An 18,026-nucleotide genomic window follows, 5' to 3' on the forward strand; every position below is an offset into this window, starting at 1 on the left:
CTTTCAAGTCAATGCATGCGCCGGCACCCCCACCCCGGTTCGCCATCCGCGCAGTGCGCGGACTGCTCACCGACCCTTCCCACAAGGGGGAGGGTGAAGTGCTGCGCAACATTTTACCCTTTGCCAATCTTTGCCGCCTTGTCCTTGTCGAACCACCACAGCGCCTCGACCGGAAAGCCGAAATCGGGCTTCTCCTCGGGAAAGCCGAACATGTCCCAATAGGCGACTCGGTGATTCGCGAGATAATAAGTTGGAATCCAGTCTAGCCGCGCGCGCAAGACCCGATCGAGTGCTTTGAGCGCCGTGATCAGTTCGATCCGGCTCTGCGCCTTGCCGGCTGCCTCGATCAGTGCATCGATGGCCTTGCTTTCCGTGCCGGGATAATTGCGCATCCCCGGCGTTTTCGCCATCCGCGAATCGTAGAGTATCTCCAGGCCGTCGGCAGTCGGCGTCGCCCCGATCGACCAGGCGAGCAGGGTGAAATCGAAATCGAAATTGCTCTGCCGCTGTTCATATTGCGTCGAATCGACCTGCCGGATCGAAGCGTCGATGCCGATCGTTTTCATGTTCTCCGCCCACGGCGACAAAAGCCGAACGATGCCGTCGTCCTCGGCCAGCATTTCCACCTGCAGTGGCTCGCCCTGTTCATTGACGACGAAATTGCCCGCCCGCTTCCAGCCGGCTTCGGCAAGCAGTCTCGAAGCCGCGCGCAGCAGCTTGCGGTCGTGCCCCGAACCGTCGGAGACAGGCTGCATCACCGCTTCGCCGAATGTTTCCGGCGGCAACTCGGCTCGAAACGGCTCAAGCGGGGCCAATTCCTCGGGCGAGGGCAGGCCCTCGGCCTTGTAATCCGACCGCTCGAAGTTCGATTGCGAGCGCTCGTAGGCGCCGTAAAACAGAACCCGCTTGGTCCATTCGAAATCGAAGCAATTGGCGATCGCGCGTCTGACGCGCACATCGCGGAATTGAGCACGACGCTGGTTCAGCGCGACAGCCTGCATGGACGGCGTTTTCTCGCCGGGAAATTCGCGTTTGACGACCCGGCCGTCCTTCAGTGCCGGAAAGTCGTAACCGGTTGCCCATACCCGCGAGGTAAATTCTTCGCGAAAATGCGTGTCCCCCTTCTTCAGGGCTTCAAACGCTGCCTGGCGATTGATGTAAAAATCGATGCGGATGCGGTCGAAATTATAGACGCCGCGGTTCACGGCCAGATCCCTGCCCCAATAGTCGGCGACGCGCTCATATTCGACGGTCTGTCCGGCCGCCACGCGCCCTATTTTGTAAGGTCCGGAGCCGAGCGGCGGTGTCATCGTCGAGGCATCGAAATCATTGACCGTATAAAAGGCTTTGGACACGATCGGCATGGCGACGATCGCAAGGATATTCTGCGCGGATTGTTTGCCGTTGAAGGTGAGGTCCACGGTAACCGGATCGGCCGCAACCGCTTCCGTCATATGCCGCAACGCCTGGGAGAGGTTCGGATGGCCCTTGTCCTTGTAAAGCTTCAATGCGAAGGCGACGTCCTCCGCGGTCATTGGCGAGCCGTCATGGAAGCGTGCTTGCGGTCGTAGGCTGAAGCGGAAGCCATTGCGGTCCGGCGACAAGGTAACCGACTCGGCAAGCCGGCCATAGACCGCATCCGGCTCATCGAGTGCGCTAGCCATCAGCGAATCGAAACAGAGTTCGGTGCGCGGCGGCGATTCCCCTCTCAACACCAGCGAATTCAGCGTGTTGAACGTCAGGAAGCTCTGATTGAAGGTGGAGTTCGGCGGTGCGAAATTCATCTGGCCGCCCTTGGGCGCGTCCGGATTGACATAGTCGAAATGCGTGAAACCTGGGGAATATTTGAGGTCGCCGAAGGCCGACAGACCATGCAGCTTGACCCCCGTCGGGATGGCGGCGAAGGCGCGGCCGGGCAACAGCGCTGCCGTCGTGGCCGCGACGCCCAAGGCCAGAAAGTCGCGGCGGGCCAGCGAGACGCGGCGGGGGAGCGCCGCCATCAATTGCCACTCTTGTATTTTGCCGCCAGCGCCTTTTCCTTGTCCGCATCGATCCACCAGGAATTCTGGTCGACGCCGCTATAGGCCGGTTGCTTTTCCGGGATGCCGAACTTGTTCCAGTAGGCCATCCAGACCACCGACCGATGGTGTTGCGGCACAACATAGTAATTCCACAGCAGCACCCGGTCGAGCGCATGGGTGGCAGCAACCAGATCGTCACGGTCGGTCGCAAAGATGACGCGGTCGACCAGCGCATCGACGACCGGATTCTTGATCCCGGCGTAGTTGCGGGATCCAGGCGTGTCTGCGGACTTGGAACTCCAGAAGTCACGCTGCTCGTTGCCAGGCGAATCCGACTGCCCCAACTGCGATATGGTGACGTCGAAATCGAAATTGTTGACGCGGTTGATGTATTGGGTCTGGTCGATCAGCCGCAGCGTGGCGTCGACGCCGATCTTGCGCAGATTGGCGATATAGGGACTGGAAAGGACCTGGTCGGTATCGTTCCAGCCGAGGATTTCGAACTTGAAAGGCTCGCCTGTCTTGGCATTGACCATCTTGCCGCCCTTGATCACCCAGCCCGCCTTGGCGAAGAGATCGACCGCAGTCTTGAGATACTTACGCTCGGCCTGTGGCGAGTCGTAGACCGGCAGCTTGAATTCCTGGGTGAAGACTTCGGGCGGCAGCTTGTCGCGATATGGCTCGAGGATTTCCAACTCCTTACCTTGCGGCAGGCCGCTCGATGCCAGTTCGGTGCCTTGGAAGTAACTGCTGGTACGGGTGTTGGAACCGAAGAACAAGGTACGATTCATGGCCTCGAAGTCGAGCGGGTAAGTCAGCGCGGCGCGCACCAGACGATCCCCAAACAGCGGACGCCTCGTGTTGAGCATGAAGGCCTGCATCGGTTCGGGTGAGGCGGTCTTGAATTCCTGCTTGATAACGTCGCCGGCCTGGACCGCCGGGAAATTATAGGCGGTGTTCCAGCGCCTCGAACTGTTTTCTGGCCTGATGTCATGCAGTCCGCCCTTGGTGAAGGCTTGCCAGGCGGCATTGTCGTCGAGAAAGTAGCTGAAACGCTGCCTGTCGAAATTCTCGCGGCCGATCTTCACCGGCAGTTTGGCAGCCCAGTAGTCCGGAACCCTCTGCCAGATGATTTCAGAGCCCGGCTTGAAGCTGGCGATCTTGTAGGCGGCCGAGCCGAGCGGAGGCTCCTGCGTCGGCCTGGTGACGTCGCGTTTCTTGCCGGTGGCGTCGGTACCTTCCCACCAATGCTTTGGCAGCACGACGAGATCGCCGAGAATCTTGGGCAACTCCCGGTTGCCCTTCTGGTCGAAATGGAATTCTACCTCGCGATCGGAAACCGCGACCGCATCGGTGACATTCTCGAAATAGCGGCTGTACATCGGGCTGTTGGCCTTCAGCACCTGAAACGACCAGATTACATCGTCGGTGGTGATCAGCTTGCCGTCATGCCACTTGGCCCGCGGGTCGAGGCGGTATGTTGCCGACGAATAGTCGTCCGGATGTTTGTAGGCGTCGGCGATCAGCGGATGGCTGACACTGCCTTCGTCGGTTGCCTGCTCCATCAGCGTGTCGTAGAGCAATCCGCCGCCGAACGGGGCGAATCCAGCCGCGGCGGAACCCTGGACGATGTAGGGATTGAAGCTGTCGAACGTGCCAAGCACCACCGAATTCAGCGAGCCGCCCTTCGGCGCGTTCGGATTGACGTAATCATAGTGCTGGAAGTTGTCGCCATATTTGGAGTCGCCGATCAGCGACGCGGTGGTGCGCCATTCGTCCGCCAAGGCTGCCTGCAGGCCGCCGGCGAAAGCCGCCACAACCAGCATCGATTTGAGAAACGTTCGGCCAACCGTCATGCCTTCTCCTCTGTGCGATAGCTGCTAGCGGACAATCTAGTTCATTTGACGCTCATGAAAACCGCGACAGGCCGGCTTTGTCGCCGTACATGCGCTTTTCCCATTGAAAAAGCCGGGCTGAACCCGGCTTTTTCAAGGAATGTTTCGATTACAATTGCGTTATTGCGCCGGAGCTGGTGCGGGAGCAGCAGGGGCTGCCGGTGCTTCGCCCTCTGCCGGCTTGGCCGGCGCCGCGCCTTCGGCGGGCGCGGCTGCATTCTCGGCCGAAGCGCCGGGTGTCGGCAGCGGCTTCGGACTGTCCGACAGCGTGCGCAGATAGGCGATGACGTTGGCGCGGTCCTCGTCTTTCGGCAGGCCGGCGAAGCCCATCGCCGTGCCCTTCACCAGCTTCTTCGGCGAAAGCAGAAAGTTATTGAGGTGGTCGTACGTCCATTTTTCCGCGCCGCCCTTGGAAAACTCTTTCATGCCGGCCGAATAGGCGAAGCCCGCATGCTCGGCGATGGGACGGTCGACGATATCCCAGAGATCAGGGCCGACCTTGTTCGGTCCGCCTTTTTCGCCGGTGTGGCAGGCCTGGCACTTCTTGAACACGGACGCACCCGCCTCGACATTGGCGTTGGCCAGGAGGTCGGCGATCGGCTTGGCTTCGGCGGGGGCTGCCGGGCCGCCCTCGGCAGGCTCCTCGGTCGCCTCGATGGCGTAGCCGGGTTTTTCCGGTGCTGGGGAGGCGAACAGCGCGTCGGATATGATGCCGACCGAGAAGACGACGAACACAGTTCCGAGCAGGCCGCCGATCAGCTTGTTGATTTCGAAAGAGTCCATACGCCCCAGGCTCCCTTTTCCGGCGGACCGATCCGTCCACTCCGTCCGTCGGTAATCGTGAACCACCCCGCGAGGCGGTCAAATCGGGCGGAAACTAGGTCTTTTGCTCTGGGGTTGCAACACCTATAAGGGCGCTTCCAGTGAGACCTTTTGCCACTTTTCCCTTCCTCTTTTTCGGATGCTTCATCACCCGATGTCCACGCTCATCCTCATCCCGGCCCGCATGGCCTCGACCCGCCTGCCGGGCAAGCCGCTGGCCGACATCGCCGGCGTTCCGATGATCGTCCATGTCGCCCGCCGCGCCGCCGAGGCCGGGCTCGGCCGGGTGGTGGTCGCCACCGATACCCAGAGCGTGGCGGAGGCGGTGCGCACGCACGGTTTCGAGGCGGTGATGACGCGCGTCGGCCACGAATCGGGCTCCGACCGCATCTTCGAAGCGCTGGCCACGCTGGATCCCGGGCGCAAGGTCGAAACCATCGTCAATGTGCAGGGCGACCTGCCGACCATCGATCCCGACATCATCAAGGCCGCGCTGAGGCCTTTCGAGGATGCGACGGTCGACATCGCCACGCTTGGCATCGAGATCGTCCGCGACGAGGAGAAGACCAATCCGAATGTCGTCAAGATCGTCGGCTCGCCGCAGTCGGAGACACGGCTGCGGGCGCTCTATTTCACCCGCGCCACCGCACCCTGGGGCGATGGGCCGCTCTATCATCACATTGGCCTCTATGCCTATCGCCGCTCAGCGCTCGAGCGCTTTGTCGCGCTGCAACCGTCGCCGCTGGAACGGCGCGAGAAGCTCGAGCAGTTGCGGGCGCTCGAGGCCGGCATGCGCATCGATGCCGAGATCGTAAAGTCGGCGCCGTTCGGCGTCGACACGCCGGACGATCTCCAACGCGCCAGAACCGTCCTTTCAACCTGAGACATTTGGACACCTGAGACATTTGGCATGCCTGAAAAAACCAACAGAATAGCCTTCCAGGGCGAGCCGGGCGCCAATTCCGACACCGCCTGCCGCAACATGTTCCCTGATATGGAGCCGTTGCCGTGTCCGACCTTCGAGGATGCTTTCAACGCGGTCGAGACCGGCAAAGCCGACCTCGCCATGATCCCGATCGAGAACACGATTGCCGGGCGCGTCGCCGACATCCATCATCTCCTGCCGGAATCGAAACTGCACATCGTCGGCGAATATTTCCTGCCGATCCATTTCCAGCTGATGGTTCTGCCGGGCGTCAGGCGCGACCAGATCAAGACCGTGCACAGCCACATCCATGCGCTCGGCCAGTGCCGCAAATATATCCGCAAGAACGGCTGGAAGCCGGTGGTCGCCGGCGACACGGCGGGCGCCGCCAAGCTGGTCGCAGAGCTGAAGGACCGCACCATGGCGGCGCTGGCGCCGGCTCTGGCCTCGACGCTCTATGGGCTCGACATCATCGAGCAGAATGTCGAGGACACCGACAGCAACGTCACCCGCTTCGTCGTGCTGACCAGGAACAGGCAGTGGGCCGAACGTCCCTCGGCCGATGCCAGGATGATGACGACGTTCATCTTCCGCGTCCGCAACGTGCCGGCCGCGCTCTACAAGGCGATGGGCGGCTTTGCCACCAACGGCATCAACATGACCAAGCTGGAGAGCTACCAGCTCGGCGCATTCACCGCGACCCTGTTCTACGCCGATATCGAGGGCCATCCCGACGATCCGCTGGTAAAACTGGCGCTCGACGAGCTTGCCTTCTTCTCGCGCGAAATGCGGATTCTGGGCGTCTACCCGGCCAGCCAGTCGCGTGAGCAGTGGAAGGTGGCGGACTAGCTCAGCACCTTGCCAGGTGACGAGCATCGGGCGACATTGCTGCGATGTGGCTTCTGAAACTGACGCTCGCGGTCGCTGGATTGTATGCGGTGATTGTTGCGGTCGTGTATGTGCTCCAGTCCTGGCTGATCTTTCCGGCCGGCCTTGCGGCTTTCGGACCCGATCTGCCGGCTGGGGCACGCCATGTCGAACTGGCGACTGAGGATGGCGAGCGCGTCGTTCTGGTCCGCCTGCCGGCAAGGCAGGCGCCGGCCGAGCCACGCCCCCTGCTGCTGGGGTTCGCCGGCAATGCCTGGAACGCCGACGCACTTGCCTTCATGCTGCACCAGCTATTTCCCGACCATGAGGTCGCTGCGCTGCACTACCGTGGCTATGCGCCGAGCAGCGGCAGCCCATCGGCCGCCGCCCTGCTCGAGGACGCCCGACGCGCCCATGACCAGCTGGCCAGCGATGCCAAAGCAGGCATCCTCGCCATCGGCCTTAGCATCGGCGCTGCGGTTGCGGCCGATCTGGCGACGTCCCGGCCGTTGCGCGGCATCGTCATGGTGACCCCCTTCGATTCGCTGAGAGAACTCGCCGCTCACCACTATCCCTGGCTGCCGGTGCGCCTCTTGCTGCGGCACCGCATGGAGGCAGCGGCATCTCTGCGCGACCTCGATGTGCCCACGGCCGTCATCACCGCCGAGAACGACACCATCGTACCTACGGCGCGTTCGGCGCCCCTGCGCGAGGCTGCCCGCGACCTGCGCAGCCACATCGCCATAGCGGCTGGCCACAACGACCTCTATGACCATCCCGACTTCGCCGGAGCGCTACGTGCCTCCGTCGCGGCGGTCATGAGCGATTGAAAAACAATTCGCAGATGTCGGAATTCCGGCGCGACATTCGTCCTTTGCTTGCCGCAACCGAAGAAGGGAGACGACGAGATGAAGGCCTGCCCATGACCCCCACCATCACCGCCTTTGAACAGTCGCCCGATCGCGGCAGGGGACTGGCGCGCGACATGCGTGTTCGCTGGGCGCTTGAAGAAGTCGGCCAGCCCTACAAGGTTCGTCTTGTTTCGTTCAAAGCGATGAACGAACCCGCGCATCTCGCGCTTCACCCTTTCGGGCAGATTCCGACCTATGAGGAAGGCGATCTTGCGCTGTTCGAGTCGGGGGCGATCGTGTTCCATATCGCTGAGCGCCATGCTGGCCTGCTGCCAGACGATGCGAATGCCAGGGCGCGCGCAATCTCATGGATGTTTGCCGCGCTAAACACCGTGGAGCCGCCGATCCTTGAACGCCAAACCGCCGTGCTCCTGGAGCGCGACGAGACCTGGCACGAACAGCGCCTGCCTATGGTCGATGATCGCATCCGTGACCGGCTGGGCGAGCTTTCCGGTCGTCTTGGCGATGCCGACTGGCTCGATGGCGCGTTCAGCGCCGGGGACCTGATGATGGTGCATGTGCTGCTAAGGTTGAGCGGGTCGGGTATACTGGACGAATATCCGAACCTCTCCGCCTATGTCGCCCGCGGCGAAGCCCGGCCCGCCTACAAGCGTGCTTTCACCGCTCAACTGGCGGTTTTCACCAGCAAGTCACCAACTTAACTCAGCGGCGCGTAGTCGATCTCCAAAAACGCCGCGACTTCCGGGATCCAACGGTCGCGGACGAAGGCGACGTGGTCGGGATGGTCGTTGTAGCCGGAATAGGCGGCTTGGTCGGCAAACTCCATCGAGAAGCCGAAACGATAATCGTTCTTCGGGCTGACCTGCCGCAACTGCTCGAATTTCTCGACGCCCGGTATCGCCGCCAGTATTTTGGCGTCTGCCAGAAATTTTGCCTCCTCGGCCGAGTTCTCCTTGTGCTTCAGCCTGAACACCACTGTATGACGGATCATTTTTGCTTCCCCTGCAGGCTATGCGCTGTCGGCCCAGGCGCGGATGAGGTTGTAGGCGATCGCCCCCTTCGGCGGCGTGACCAGGCCGCCCGGATGCTCGCGGGCCAGCATCGACAGCACCTCGTCGCGAAAGAACCAGCGGCAGTCTTCCAACTCGTTGAGGTCGGCCTGGATGTCGTCGTTGAGCGGCTCGCCGAAGCAGCCGATCATCAGCGAATAGGGAAACGGCCAGGGCTGGCTGGCGTGATAGACGACGCGGCCAAGCCGGATACCGGCTTCCTCCAGCGTTTCACGGCGCACCGCCGCCTCGATCGTCTCGCCAGGCTCGATGAAGCCGGCAAGCGCCGAATACATGCCGGGCGCGAAATGCCGGCCGCGGCCGAGGAGGCACTTTTCACGCGTCGCCGTCAGCATGATCGCCACCGGGTCGGTTCGCGGAAAATGCTCGGTGGCGCAGGCCGGGCAAAGCCGCTTGTAGCCGCCGGCCCGCATCGCGGCTTCTGCGCCGCATTTGCTGCAGAAGCGGTGGCTGGCATGCCAGGCGAGCAGCGCTGCTCCTTGCGCCATCGCGCCGGCCGCCGCCTCGTCGATCAGCCCCTGCATGTAGACCGAGCGATAGTCGATGGCCTTGATGGTATCGGGCAGCTGTTCGGGGTCGATGCCGGCCGGTACGGCGAGCACCGGGCCGCTGTCGGAAAAACCGAGCAGGACGCCACGGTCGAGCGACGCCTCGAGCGGCTGGCTTTCCTCGGCGCCGAACCAGGGGTCGAAGCCGCCACCAATGAGCTTCAGGTAGATCCGCCCGCCATGCATCAGCAAAAGCCTGGCTGAAGGATCGGCGAGCGCCTTTTCGACGGAATCGTCGGCGCGGTTTTCCGATTGCCGGTCGATCATGTTGCCGGCGAAGCCGACGAACTGGCTCGGCTCGTGCAAGGGCGCGTCAAACAGGCGGAAGCTCATCGCAGACTCAAGGTTCAGGATGGACACGGGACAGGCTTATAGCGCTGCCTTTATCTTCTGCGCAAACCGCCGCAGGTCCGAGCGCTCATAGGGCTCGCGCATGCCGTGCCCCCACACCGGGCCGGGCCAGCCGGGATCGCCTTCCGAGCGCGCGACGACATGGACATGCAACTGGCGGACGATGTTGCCGAGTGCGCCGCTGTTGATCTTGGTGCAGCCGGTCACGCTTTTCAGCGCCTGCGCCACCATATTGGTCTCGAACGTGAGCATCGCCTGGTCGAGCGGCGTCAAATCATGGATTTCCTCCGCGCCCGGCCGCTGCGGCACCAGAAGCAGCCATGGCCAGCGACGGTCGTTCATCACCCGCAACTCGCACAGGCCGAGCCACATCAACTGCTCGCTGTCGGCCTCCAGACGAGCATCCAGCGTGAATCCGGCCTCGAGGCCCGGCGACATCGGCGTTTTCCTTCACTTTTGTAGTATTTTTTACTCCATGGACGCTAGAGCGGCTGCCGTTAGCCCGCAAGAGGGCGGCAAGCGAATCAAGGGCTATCATGGCGATGATGGTACGGCGAAGAACTCGGGGTATGGCCTGTCAAGACCTGGGCTGGAATGAAGTCACCATCTCGCCCCCTCTGGTCTGCCGGCCATGTCTTTCGCTCATCTGTTCTTGCTTTGTGCCGGCCGCTATGCCAGTAGTTTCAACATGGTGCTTAATCGCGCCAGCGATCCGCCTCCGAGGCGGTTTTTTATTTTCTGGTTTCGCCGCCCGTCACTGCGCCCTTGCATTTCATCGCCGGATTGCCGATATGAAAAGCGGGAGGTTGGTGGTGGACGGTCCACTCGCCAACCGGGTCAGGTCCGGAAGGAAGCAGCCCTAACGAGCCCGGAACGGGTCATTGTTCCAGCCTCCCACCTCTTCGCCTTTCTCCCGCGACATTGACGGCGCCAAGCCCTGCGGGCGAAACTATGCGCAGGAATCGGCCGCTTGCAGGCGCGGCCCTTGGAGCTTTACGGGCGAATGAGCGAAGCCGGAAATTCGGGAACGGAAAAGGCCGCTGCCTACCGCGTTCTGGCGCGCAAATACCGTCCTGCCAATTTCTCCGAACTGATCGGCCAGGAGCCGATGGTCCGCACCCTCACCAACGCTTTCGCCACCGGCCGCATCGCCCAGGCCTGGATGCTGACCGGCGTGCGCGGTGTCGGCAAGACGACGACGGCGCGCATACTCGCGCGGGCCCTGAACTACAAAACATCTGATGTCGACCAGCCTTCGGTCGATCTTGCCGTGCCGGGCGAGCATTGCCAGGCGATCATGGAAGGCCGCCATGTCGACGTCATCGAGATGGACGCCGCCTCGCACACCGGCATCGACGACATCAGGGACATCATCGAGCGCGTGCGTTACGCGCCGGTGTCGGCGCGCTACAAGGTCTACATCATCGACGAAGTGCACATGCTCTCGACGCAGGCCTTCAACGGCCTGCTGAAGACGCTGGAAGAGCCGCCGCCGCACGTCAAATTCATCTTCGCCACCACCGAAATCAGAAAAGTTCCGATCACCGTTCTGTCGCGCTGCCAGCGCTTCGATCTCAGGCGTATCGATGCCGGCACGTTGGTCGCGCACCTCTCCTCGATCGCCGCAAAAGAAGGCATCGCGGTCGATGACGACGCGCTGGCGATGATCGCCCGCGCGGCCGAGGGCTCGGCGCGCGATTCGCTGTCCATTCTCGACCAGGCGATCGCCCATGGCAGCGGCGCGGTCAGCGCCGAAGCGGTGCGCGCCATGCTCGGGCTGGCCGACCGCGCCCGCATCGTCGACCTGTTCGAACATGTGATGAAGGGCGATGTGGCGGCCGCACTGGCCGAATTCCGCAACCAGTACGACACCGGCGCCGATCCGGCCGCTGTGCTGACCGACCTGGCCGAGTTCAACCATCTCGTCACCCGGCTGCGCTTCGTGCCGACAGCCCTCGACGACGCCTCGCTGTCGGAGGACGAGCGCCGGCGCGGCGCCGATTTCGCCAAGGCGCTGTCGGTCAGGGTGCTGTCGCGGACCTGGCAAATGCTGTTGAAAGGCATTCCCGAGGTGCAGTCCTCCAACCGGCCGGTCAGCGCCGCCGAAATGGTGCTGATCCGGCTGGCGCATGCCGCCGACCTGCCGACGCTGGACGAGGCGCTGAAATCGCTGGAGAGCGCAGCGTCGGTGCCGAATGGCGCGCCACGCTCGAACGGTGCGCCCGCAAGCTCTGGCCCAGCAAATCCCGGTAATGGTGGCGCCAGCGCCGTGGCGCAGGCGCGGATGCCGACGGCCAATGGCGGCGCCCAGACGATGCGGCTGGTCGAACCCGAGCCGATGCCTGCGCCTTTCGTTCCGGCGCCGGAGCCGGTCGCCGATGCGCCGCCAGTGCCGGTTAAATCGCTGGCCGACATCGTCGCCCTTGCCGACGCCCAGCGCGACATCGCTTTCAAGGTGCTGGTCAAGCGCTGCGTGCGCCTGGTGCGCATCGAGCCGGGCCGTATCGACGTCAGCCTGACCGATGACGCGCCGAAGATGCTGCTCAATGATCTGACCGCCAAATTGCGCGCCTGGACCGGCCGCAACTGGCTGGTGTCGCTGTCGAAGGAAGCGGGCGGCCAGACGCTGGCCGAGATGGAATCGACCAAACGCGAAAACGCCCTCCTCGATGCCAAGAGCGACCCGACCGTCGCCGCCATCCTGGCGCGGTTTCCCGGCGCCAAGATCATCGACGTGCGTATTCCCGACGCACCGGAAGCCGATGCGGCGGAGGCAGAGGTTCCGATCGAGCCGGCCACCGACGAAGACGAAACCTGAGCATGATTCCGAAGGGTGGGAGCCGGTTTTCGGAGAAGATCGTGCTTAAACAAGAAACAAATCAATCGTAGAGGACAACGCGATGAAAGATCTTCTCGGCCTGATGGGCAAAGCGAAAGAAATGCAGGCCAAGTTCCAGGCCATGCAGGACGAGATCGCCACGCTGGAAGCCACCGGACAGGCCGGCGGCGGCTTGGTCAGCGTGACGCTGACCGGCAAATTCGAGATGAAGGCGCTGAAAATCGACCCATCGCTGTTCAAGGAGGACGAGGTCGAGATTCTGGAGGATCTGCTCCTCGCCGCCCACAATGACGCCAGGGCCAAGGTCGAGCAGATGATGCAGGAAAAGACCCAGGCGCTGACCGCCGGACTGCCGATACCGCCGGGAATGAAGCTGCCGTTCTAAGAGGCTGCTTGGAACTCTACTCCGGCGGCCATCTGATAGCGGTTTCTGCGCTTCCGGTGCTCACGGACCCAAATGTCCGCTCCGCTCCGGTTCTCGAAACCACCACCATATGACTCGCCGGAGCGACTTTCCAAACAGCCTCTGAGCTGTGTTGATAGGTATGCCGGTCGAGCGAGCCCATGGCTTTGGCCCGGCCGGCCACGCTGCGAAGGCTGCGACGCTCGAAGGTCATGCCGTTACAATGGCCGAAGAGCGCAGCGGTCAACGCCCGCCTGACGGCCAGCTGTGTCCATTAGGCAACTCCGCTCACTTAATAACGCTTTAGCCATCTTTTTGCCCGAAAGTGTCTCATTCTTGCCGCAACCAGAGGCGGGCTGGCGACAGAATGAGGGGATATCTTTGATCGCGACCCGATGGAAGACGCCGTTGCTGCTTGGCGTCGTCACCTCTCCGCTGTTTTTGGCCGCCTGCAGTCAGACCACGCACGGCCTGTCCGTGGCCAGCCTGACCGATACCGTCAGGTCGCGGCCCTACAGCCACACAGCGAAGGACAAGGAGTGCCTCCAGCGCGCCATGTTCTTCGAATCCAACCGGTCGAGCCGCGACGGCATGATTGCTGTCGGCACGGTGGTGATGAACCGGCTGCGCTCCGGCAAGCACGGCAACACCATCTGCCAGGTGGTCGGCGAACGCGGCCAGTTCGCGCCGGGCGTGATGACACGGCCGATGAATTCGAAGGCGATGCCCGATGTCGAGGAAGCCGCGGAGGCGGTGCTCAAGGGCGAGCGCAAGGCCAAGCTGAAGAACTCGATGTTCTTTCACACGGCCGGCCTGCGTTTCCCCTACAAGAACATGCACTACACCATGGTCGCCGGCGGCAACGCCTTCTACGAAAAGCGCGGCCGGAACTGGAAACCGTTGCCGGACGAGCCCACGGTCGCCGTGGCGCAGGCCACGCCGCGGCGGTCGCGCGCCGCACCGGTGACGCTCATGGCCTCTGCGGCGCCGGCCGCCAAGTTAACGGCGACCAAGGCAACCTATGTGACTGCAGTCGCATCGCAACCGGCAAAGGCTGTTCCAGGGAAGGCAACGCCGGAGAAGGTGACCTTTGTGGCGATGCAGGAGCCGGACGCCGCCCGTTTCGGCGGAACCGCCGGTGCGCAACCGGTCACGTCATTCCCGGCGGCGTCGGCCGAGCCGACGATGTCGTTTGAATCGACACCCGAGAACACCGATGCCATCGGTGCGATGATCGCCGGCCAGGGCAGGCCGCTGGAAACCTACTGAGCTATCGATAGTCGACGTAGGCAGCGCAAACCTCAGCGATTGTTCGCAACAGCCGCGCCGCTGCGGTGTTCCAAAACCCGTTGAAAAATCCTAAACCGATGCGATGTCGAAGCGAATCGCCGGTCCCGAGATCGAACGCCTGATCCAACTCCTGGCCAAGGTGCCGGGGCTTGGGCCGCGTTCGGCCAGGCGGGCAGCGCTTCACCTCATCAAGAGGAAGGAGCAGTTGCTGTCGCCGCTCGCCGCCGCCATGAGCGAGGCGGTCGACAAGGTGCGCATCTGCTCGACCTGCGGCAATGTCGATACGTCCGACCCCTGCATGATCTGCACCGATCCGCGCCGCGACGCCGGCACGCTTATCGTCGTCGAGGACGTGGCCGACCTGTGGGCGCTGGAGCGGGCCGCCGCCATGAATGTCCGCTATCATGTGCTCGGCGGCTCGCTGTCGCCGCTCGACGGCATCGGCCCCGAGCAGCTCAACATTCGCTCGCTGGTTGACCGCGTCGCCGGCGGCGAGGTCAAGGAAGTGATCCTTGCCGTCAACGCCACCGTCGAGGGCCAGACCACCGCTCATTATCTCACCGACCAATTGTCCGGCTTCGATATCAAGGTGACGCGGCTGGCGCATGGCGTCCCGGTCGGCGGCGAACTCGACTATCTCGACGAAGGCACGCTGGCCGCCGCGCTGCGCTCGCGGACGGCGTTTTGAGGGGGGCGGATGATGGCTGCTACGCGTCCTACAAAGCCGGCACTCCGTCCCACCCCCCTCTGTCCTGCCGGACATCTCCCCCTGAAGGGGGGAGATTGGCTGTCACGCCTGCTTTCGCCAGTCTTCAATGTTGCAAGATTGGCGGCGAGGTTGACGCTGCCAATCTCCCCCCAAGTGGGGGAGATGTCCGGCAGGACAGAGGGGGGCGCGACGGAACGGAAACTTTTCAGATTGGTCCTGCTCTCGCTCTTTGCAGCCCTTGTTGGCCTCCTCCTCGCCACCCCCGCCTCCGCCACAAAACTCGACACCCAGTTCCGCGCCTGGCTCAACAACGACCTCTGGCCCGAAGCCAACGCCAAAGGCATCTCCAGAAAAACCTTCGACGCCGCCTTCGACGGCATCAAACCGAACCTCAAACTGCCCGACCTGGTGATGCCGGGCAAAAAGGCGACGACGCCGAAAAAGCAGCATCAGGCGGAGTTCGGTTCGCCCGGCGCCTATTTCGCCGAAAAGACGGTTCGCGCCGTGACCGCTGGTGGCCGCACGCGCAAGGCGGCCAATGCCAGGACGATCGCCGCGATCGAGAAGCGCTACGGCGTGCCGGGCGAGGTGCTGCTGGCGATCTGGGGCCGCGAGAGCGGCTTTGGCGCGGCGAAGATGCCCTACGACGCTTTCGAAGTGCTGGGGACCAAGGCGTTCATGGCGACCAGGAGGGACTTCTTCCGCACCGAGCTTATGGCAGCGCTCGAGATCGTCGAGCGCGGGCTGGCCCCGGTCGGCGCGATGAAATCGTCATGGGCCGGCGCACTCGGCCAGCCGCAGTTCATGCCGAGATCGTTCCTCAAACATGCCGTCGACGTCGATGGCGACGGTCGGGTCGACATTTGGAACTCGGTGCCGGACACGCTGGCCTCGATCGCCAACTACCTCGTCCATTATGGCTGGGTGAAGGGCCGCGGCTGGGGTTTTGAGGTGACGGTGCCGGAAGCGGTCTCCTGTTCGCTCGAAGGTCCGGACCAGGGCAAGAGGATTTCCCAGTGGGCTGACATGGGCATCAAGCGTGTCGCGGCAAGACCGTTCCCGGCGCGCGAATTGAAGGCCGAAGGATTCCTTCTGATGCCGGCCGGGCGCAGCGGTCCGGCCTTCATCGTCACGCCCAATTTCTACGTCCTGAAGCAATACAACACCAGCGATCTCTACGCGCTGTTCATCGGCCACGGTGCTGACCGCATCGCCAATGGCGACAGCAATTTTTCTGGGCGCTGGGGTGCTGTCGGCGGGCTCCACAGGTCCGACATCGCCACCTTGCAGCGGGCGCTGGAGGCCGAGGGCTACGACGTCGGCAGCGCCGACGGCCTGCCCGGTTTCAAGACGCGCCGGTCGATCGGCAAATGGCAGGCAAGGAACGGTCGCGCCGCCACCTGTTTTCCCGACGCCGACCTGGTCACCGCGTTGAAATAGGGCGACTGCGGGTGTCGATTCCGGCGGCGGCGGCTGGCTGATCCTGGCCCAACAAACAGCTTTGCAAATGCTCGTTGCCGCGCCTGAAACCGCCGGATATGGTGAGGCGGAACTGGATAAATATCACCAGGACGACCGGTTCGGGGTCACCGTTCGATTAGAGCGCCGCGCGTCCGTTGGACGCGCAAAGGACGCTCTAAGACTTTGAACTACACATCGTGCTTTCCGAAAATCGATTCCGATTTTCGGGCCGATGTGTCAAGTGAATGCCAAACCCTGAGCCGGGAACTCAGGTCAACAAAAACAGGGAACAGTCAAAAATGATGATGGAAAAGTTTGCTCTACGCTCCCGCGTCCTGCTCGCCGGCGCAGCCATGTCCGCGCTGCTTCTGGCCGGTGCTCCTGCCCTTGCTGTCACGCCGGCCGACACGCTGGTCGAGGGTTTCGCCATCGACGACATCATCTCCATGGATCCGGGCGAGGCGTTCGAGCTGTCGACCGCAGAGGTCACCGGCAACACCTACGATCTTCTTGTCCGCCTCGACTTGAGCGACACCTCCAAGGTCAAGGGCGATCTCGCCGAAAGCTGGACTGTCTCCGACGACGGCCTGACCTACACTTTCAAGCTCAAGCCCGGCCTGAAATTTGCATCGGGCAATCCGATCACCGCGGCTGATGTCGCCTATTCGTTCGAGCGCGCCATCAAGCTCGACAAGAGCCCGGCCTTCATCATCGGCCAGTTCGGCATCAATGGCGACAACGTCACCGAGAAGGCCAAGGCCGTCGATGACACGACGTTCCAGTTCACGGTCGACAAGGCCTATGCGCCGAGCTTCGTCCTGAACTGCCTGTCGGCAACGGTCGCGTCGGTCGTCGACGCCAAGCTGGTCAAGGAACATGCTGCCGCGGTGACGCCCAGTGCCGACTACAAATACGACAACGACTTCGGCAACGCCTGGCTGAAGACCGGTTATGCCGGCTCCGGCGCCTTCAAGCTGCGCGAATGGCGGGCCAACGAGGTCGTCGTCATGGAGCGCAACGACAATTACCACGGCGAAAAGGCCAAGCTCGCCCGCGTCATCTATCGCAACATGAAGGAAAGCTCGGGCCAGCGCCTGGCGCTGGAGGCCGGCGACATCGACGTTGCCCGCAATCTCGAGCCGAACGACCTCGACGCCATCGCCAAGAACGCCGATCTCACCACCACCAGCGCGCCGAAGGGCACGGTCTTCTACATCAGCCTCAATCAGAAGAACCCGAACCTCGCCAAGCCGGAGGTTCGCCAGGCCTTCAAATATCTCGTCGACTATGATGCCTTGAGCTCGACCATCCTCAAGGGCATCGGCGAGATCCACCAGACCTTCCTGCCGAAAGGCGTGCTTGGCGAGCTGGACGAAAATCCGTTCAAATTCGACCTCGCCAAGGCCAAGGAACTGCTCGCCAAGGCCGGCTTGGCCGACGGCTTCAGCGTCACCATGGACGTACGCAACACCCAGCCGGTGACCGGCATGGCGGAATCGTTCCAGCAGACGCTCGGCCAGGCCGGCGTCAAGCTGGAGATCATTCCCGGCGACGGCAAGCAGACGCTGACCAAGTACCGCGCCCGCAACCACGATATCTATATCGGCCAGTGGGGTCAGGATTATTTCGATCCGAACTCCAACGCCCAGACCTTCGCCAGCAACCCCGACAATTCGGATGAAGGCAAGACCAAGACGCTGGCCTGGCGCAACGCCTGGGATATTCCGGAATTGACCAAGCAGACCGAAGCGGCCCTGCTCGAGAAGGATCCGGCCAAGCGCGCCGCAATGTACCAGGATCTGCAGAGGAAGATTCTCGAAACCAGTCCTTTCATCATCGTTCACCAGCAACTGGAAGTGGCCGGCCTGCGCAAGAACCTCAAGGGTTTTGCGCTCGGCCCGAGCTTCGACACCAATTTCGTCAGCCAGATCTCCAAGGAGTGACGCCGGCGGA

16 protein-coding genes and 1 other RNA gene are annotated in these 18,026 nt (G+C 62.7%); 11 read left to right on the top strand and 6 right to left on the bottom strand.

What is annotated here, in order from left to right; all coding sequences use genetic code 11:
* Positions 1-113: 113 nt before the first annotated feature.
* From AC0L2B_RS31820 to AC0L2B_RS31830, 3 genes are all read right to left on the bottom strand, one after another.
* Entirely contained in the window at positions 114-2,000 is a 1,887-nt protein-coding gene (locus AC0L2B_RS31820) for an extracellular solute-binding protein (RefSeq protein ID WP_473748163.1), read from the bottom strand.
* Positions 2,000-3,877: an extracellular solute-binding protein gene (locus AC0L2B_RS31825; RefSeq protein ID WP_473748164.1), complete on the bottom strand. Its 1,878-nt coding sequence runs from the start codon at positions 3,875-3,877 to the stop codon at positions 2,000-2,002. Before AC0L2B_RS31825 ends, AC0L2B_RS31820 begins: the two co-directional genes overlap by 1 nt.
* 159 nt (positions 3,878-4,036) lie before the next feature.
* The gene (locus AC0L2B_RS31830) at positions 4,037-4,699 is read right to left on the bottom strand and encodes a c-type cytochrome (RefSeq protein WP_287060216.1); all 663 of its coding nucleotides are present in this window, start codon (positions 4,697-4,699) and stop codon (positions 4,037-4,039) included.
* Between the two features lie 193 nt (positions 4,700-4,892).
* Here AC0L2B_RS31830 and AC0L2B_RS31835 point away from each other — a divergent pair, with 193 nt between their 5' ends.
* The 4 genes from AC0L2B_RS31835 to AC0L2B_RS31850 all read left to right on the top strand — a co-directional run bounded on the left by AC0L2B_RS31835 (position 4,893) and on the right by AC0L2B_RS31850 (position 8,103).
* Positions 4,893-5,621, top strand: a complete 729-nt coding sequence (locus AC0L2B_RS31835; RefSeq protein ID WP_473748165.1) for a 3-deoxy-manno-octulosonate cytidylyltransferase — start codon at positions 4,893-4,895, stop codon at positions 5,619-5,621.
* Positions 5,622-5,648: 27 nt separating this feature from the next.
* Positions 5,649-6,512 (top strand): prephenate dehydratase, encoded by an 864-nt coding sequence (locus AC0L2B_RS31840; protein ID WP_023802077.1) that lies wholly within the window; start codon positions 5,649-5,651, stop codon positions 6,510-6,512.
* A 44-nt stretch (positions 6,513-6,556) separates the two neighbouring features.
* Positions 6,557-7,360: an alpha/beta hydrolase gene (locus AC0L2B_RS31845; RefSeq protein WP_473748166.1), complete on the top strand. Its 804-nt coding sequence runs from the start codon at positions 6,557-6,559 to the stop codon at positions 7,358-7,360.
* Positions 7,361-7,452: 92 nt separating this feature from the next.
* The gene (locus AC0L2B_RS31850) at positions 7,453-8,103 is read left to right on the top strand and encodes a glutathione S-transferase family protein (RefSeq protein WP_473748167.1); all 651 of its coding nucleotides are present in this window, start codon (positions 7,453-7,455) and stop codon (positions 8,101-8,103) included.
* Here the strand turns inward: AC0L2B_RS31850 and AC0L2B_RS31855 are convergent.
* From AC0L2B_RS31855 to AC0L2B_RS31865, 3 genes are read right to left on the bottom strand one after another with little or no spacing between them, the layout of a single operon-like run.
* Positions 8,100-8,393 carry a Dabb family protein gene (locus tag AC0L2B_RS31855; protein WP_128174054.1) on the bottom strand — a complete coding sequence of 98 codons (294 nt, stop codon included), beginning with the start codon at positions 8,391-8,393 and terminating at the stop codon, positions 8,100-8,102. The two genes, AC0L2B_RS31850 and AC0L2B_RS31855, sit on opposite strands and share 4 nt — an antisense overlap.
* An 18-nt stretch (positions 8,394-8,411) precedes the next feature.
* Positions 8,412-9,353, bottom strand: a complete 942-nt coding sequence (gene nudC / locus AC0L2B_RS31860) for an NAD(+) diphosphatase (protein WP_473748168.1) — start codon at positions 9,351-9,353, stop codon at positions 8,412-8,414.
* A gap of 36 nt (positions 9,354-9,389) precedes the next feature.
* Positions 9,390-9,809: an HIT domain-containing protein gene (locus AC0L2B_RS31865; RefSeq protein WP_027151663.1), complete on the bottom strand. Its 420-nt coding sequence runs from the start codon at positions 9,807-9,809 to the stop codon at positions 9,390-9,392.
* Positions 9,810-10,172: 363 nt separating this feature from the next.
* On the opposite strand from AC0L2B_RS31865, the gene ffs reads away from it, so the two are divergent.
* From ffs to AC0L2B_RS31900, 7 genes are all read left to right on the top strand, one after another.
* Positions 10,173-10,269, top strand: an RNA gene (ffs, locus tag AC0L2B_RS31870) — signal recognition particle sRNA small type.
* A gap of 105 nt (positions 10,270-10,374) precedes the next feature.
* Positions 10,375-12,189 carry a DNA polymerase III subunit gamma/tau gene (locus tag AC0L2B_RS31875; RefSeq protein WP_473748169.1) on the top strand — a complete coding sequence of 605 codons (1,815 nt, stop codon included), beginning with the start codon at positions 10,375-10,377 and terminating at the stop codon, positions 12,187-12,189.
* Between the two features lie 82 nt (positions 12,190-12,271).
* Positions 12,272-12,595 (top strand): YbaB/EbfC family nucleoid-associated protein, encoded by a 324-nt coding sequence (locus AC0L2B_RS31880; protein ID WP_065005911.1) that lies wholly within the window; start codon positions 12,272-12,274, stop codon positions 12,593-12,595.
* A 399-nt stretch (positions 12,596-12,994) separates the two neighbouring features.
* Positions 12,995-13,882 (top strand): cell wall hydrolase, encoded by an 888-nt coding sequence (locus AC0L2B_RS31885; protein ID WP_287217733.1) that lies wholly within the window; start codon positions 12,995-12,997, stop codon positions 13,880-13,882.
* Positions 13,883-13,985: 103 nt separating this feature from the next.
* Entirely contained in the window at positions 13,986-14,591 is a 606-nt protein-coding gene (gene recR, locus AC0L2B_RS31890) for a recombination mediator RecR (protein ID WP_287217734.1), read from the top strand.
* Positions 14,592-14,774: 183 nt separating this feature from the next.
* A complete protein-coding gene (locus AC0L2B_RS31895) occupies positions 14,775-16,052 on the top strand; it encodes a lytic murein transglycosylase (protein WP_473748170.1) in 1,278 nt (425 codons plus the stop codon).
* Between the two features lie 320 nt (positions 16,053-16,372).
* Positions 16,373-18,016, top strand: coding sequence for an ABC transporter substrate-binding protein (locus AC0L2B_RS31900; protein WP_473748171.1), 1,644 nt, complete (start codon positions 16,373-16,375; stop codon positions 18,014-18,016).
* Positions 18,017-18,026 lie beyond the last annotated feature (10 nt).

This window comes from Mesorhizobium sp. WSM4815 (assembly GCF_055811575.1).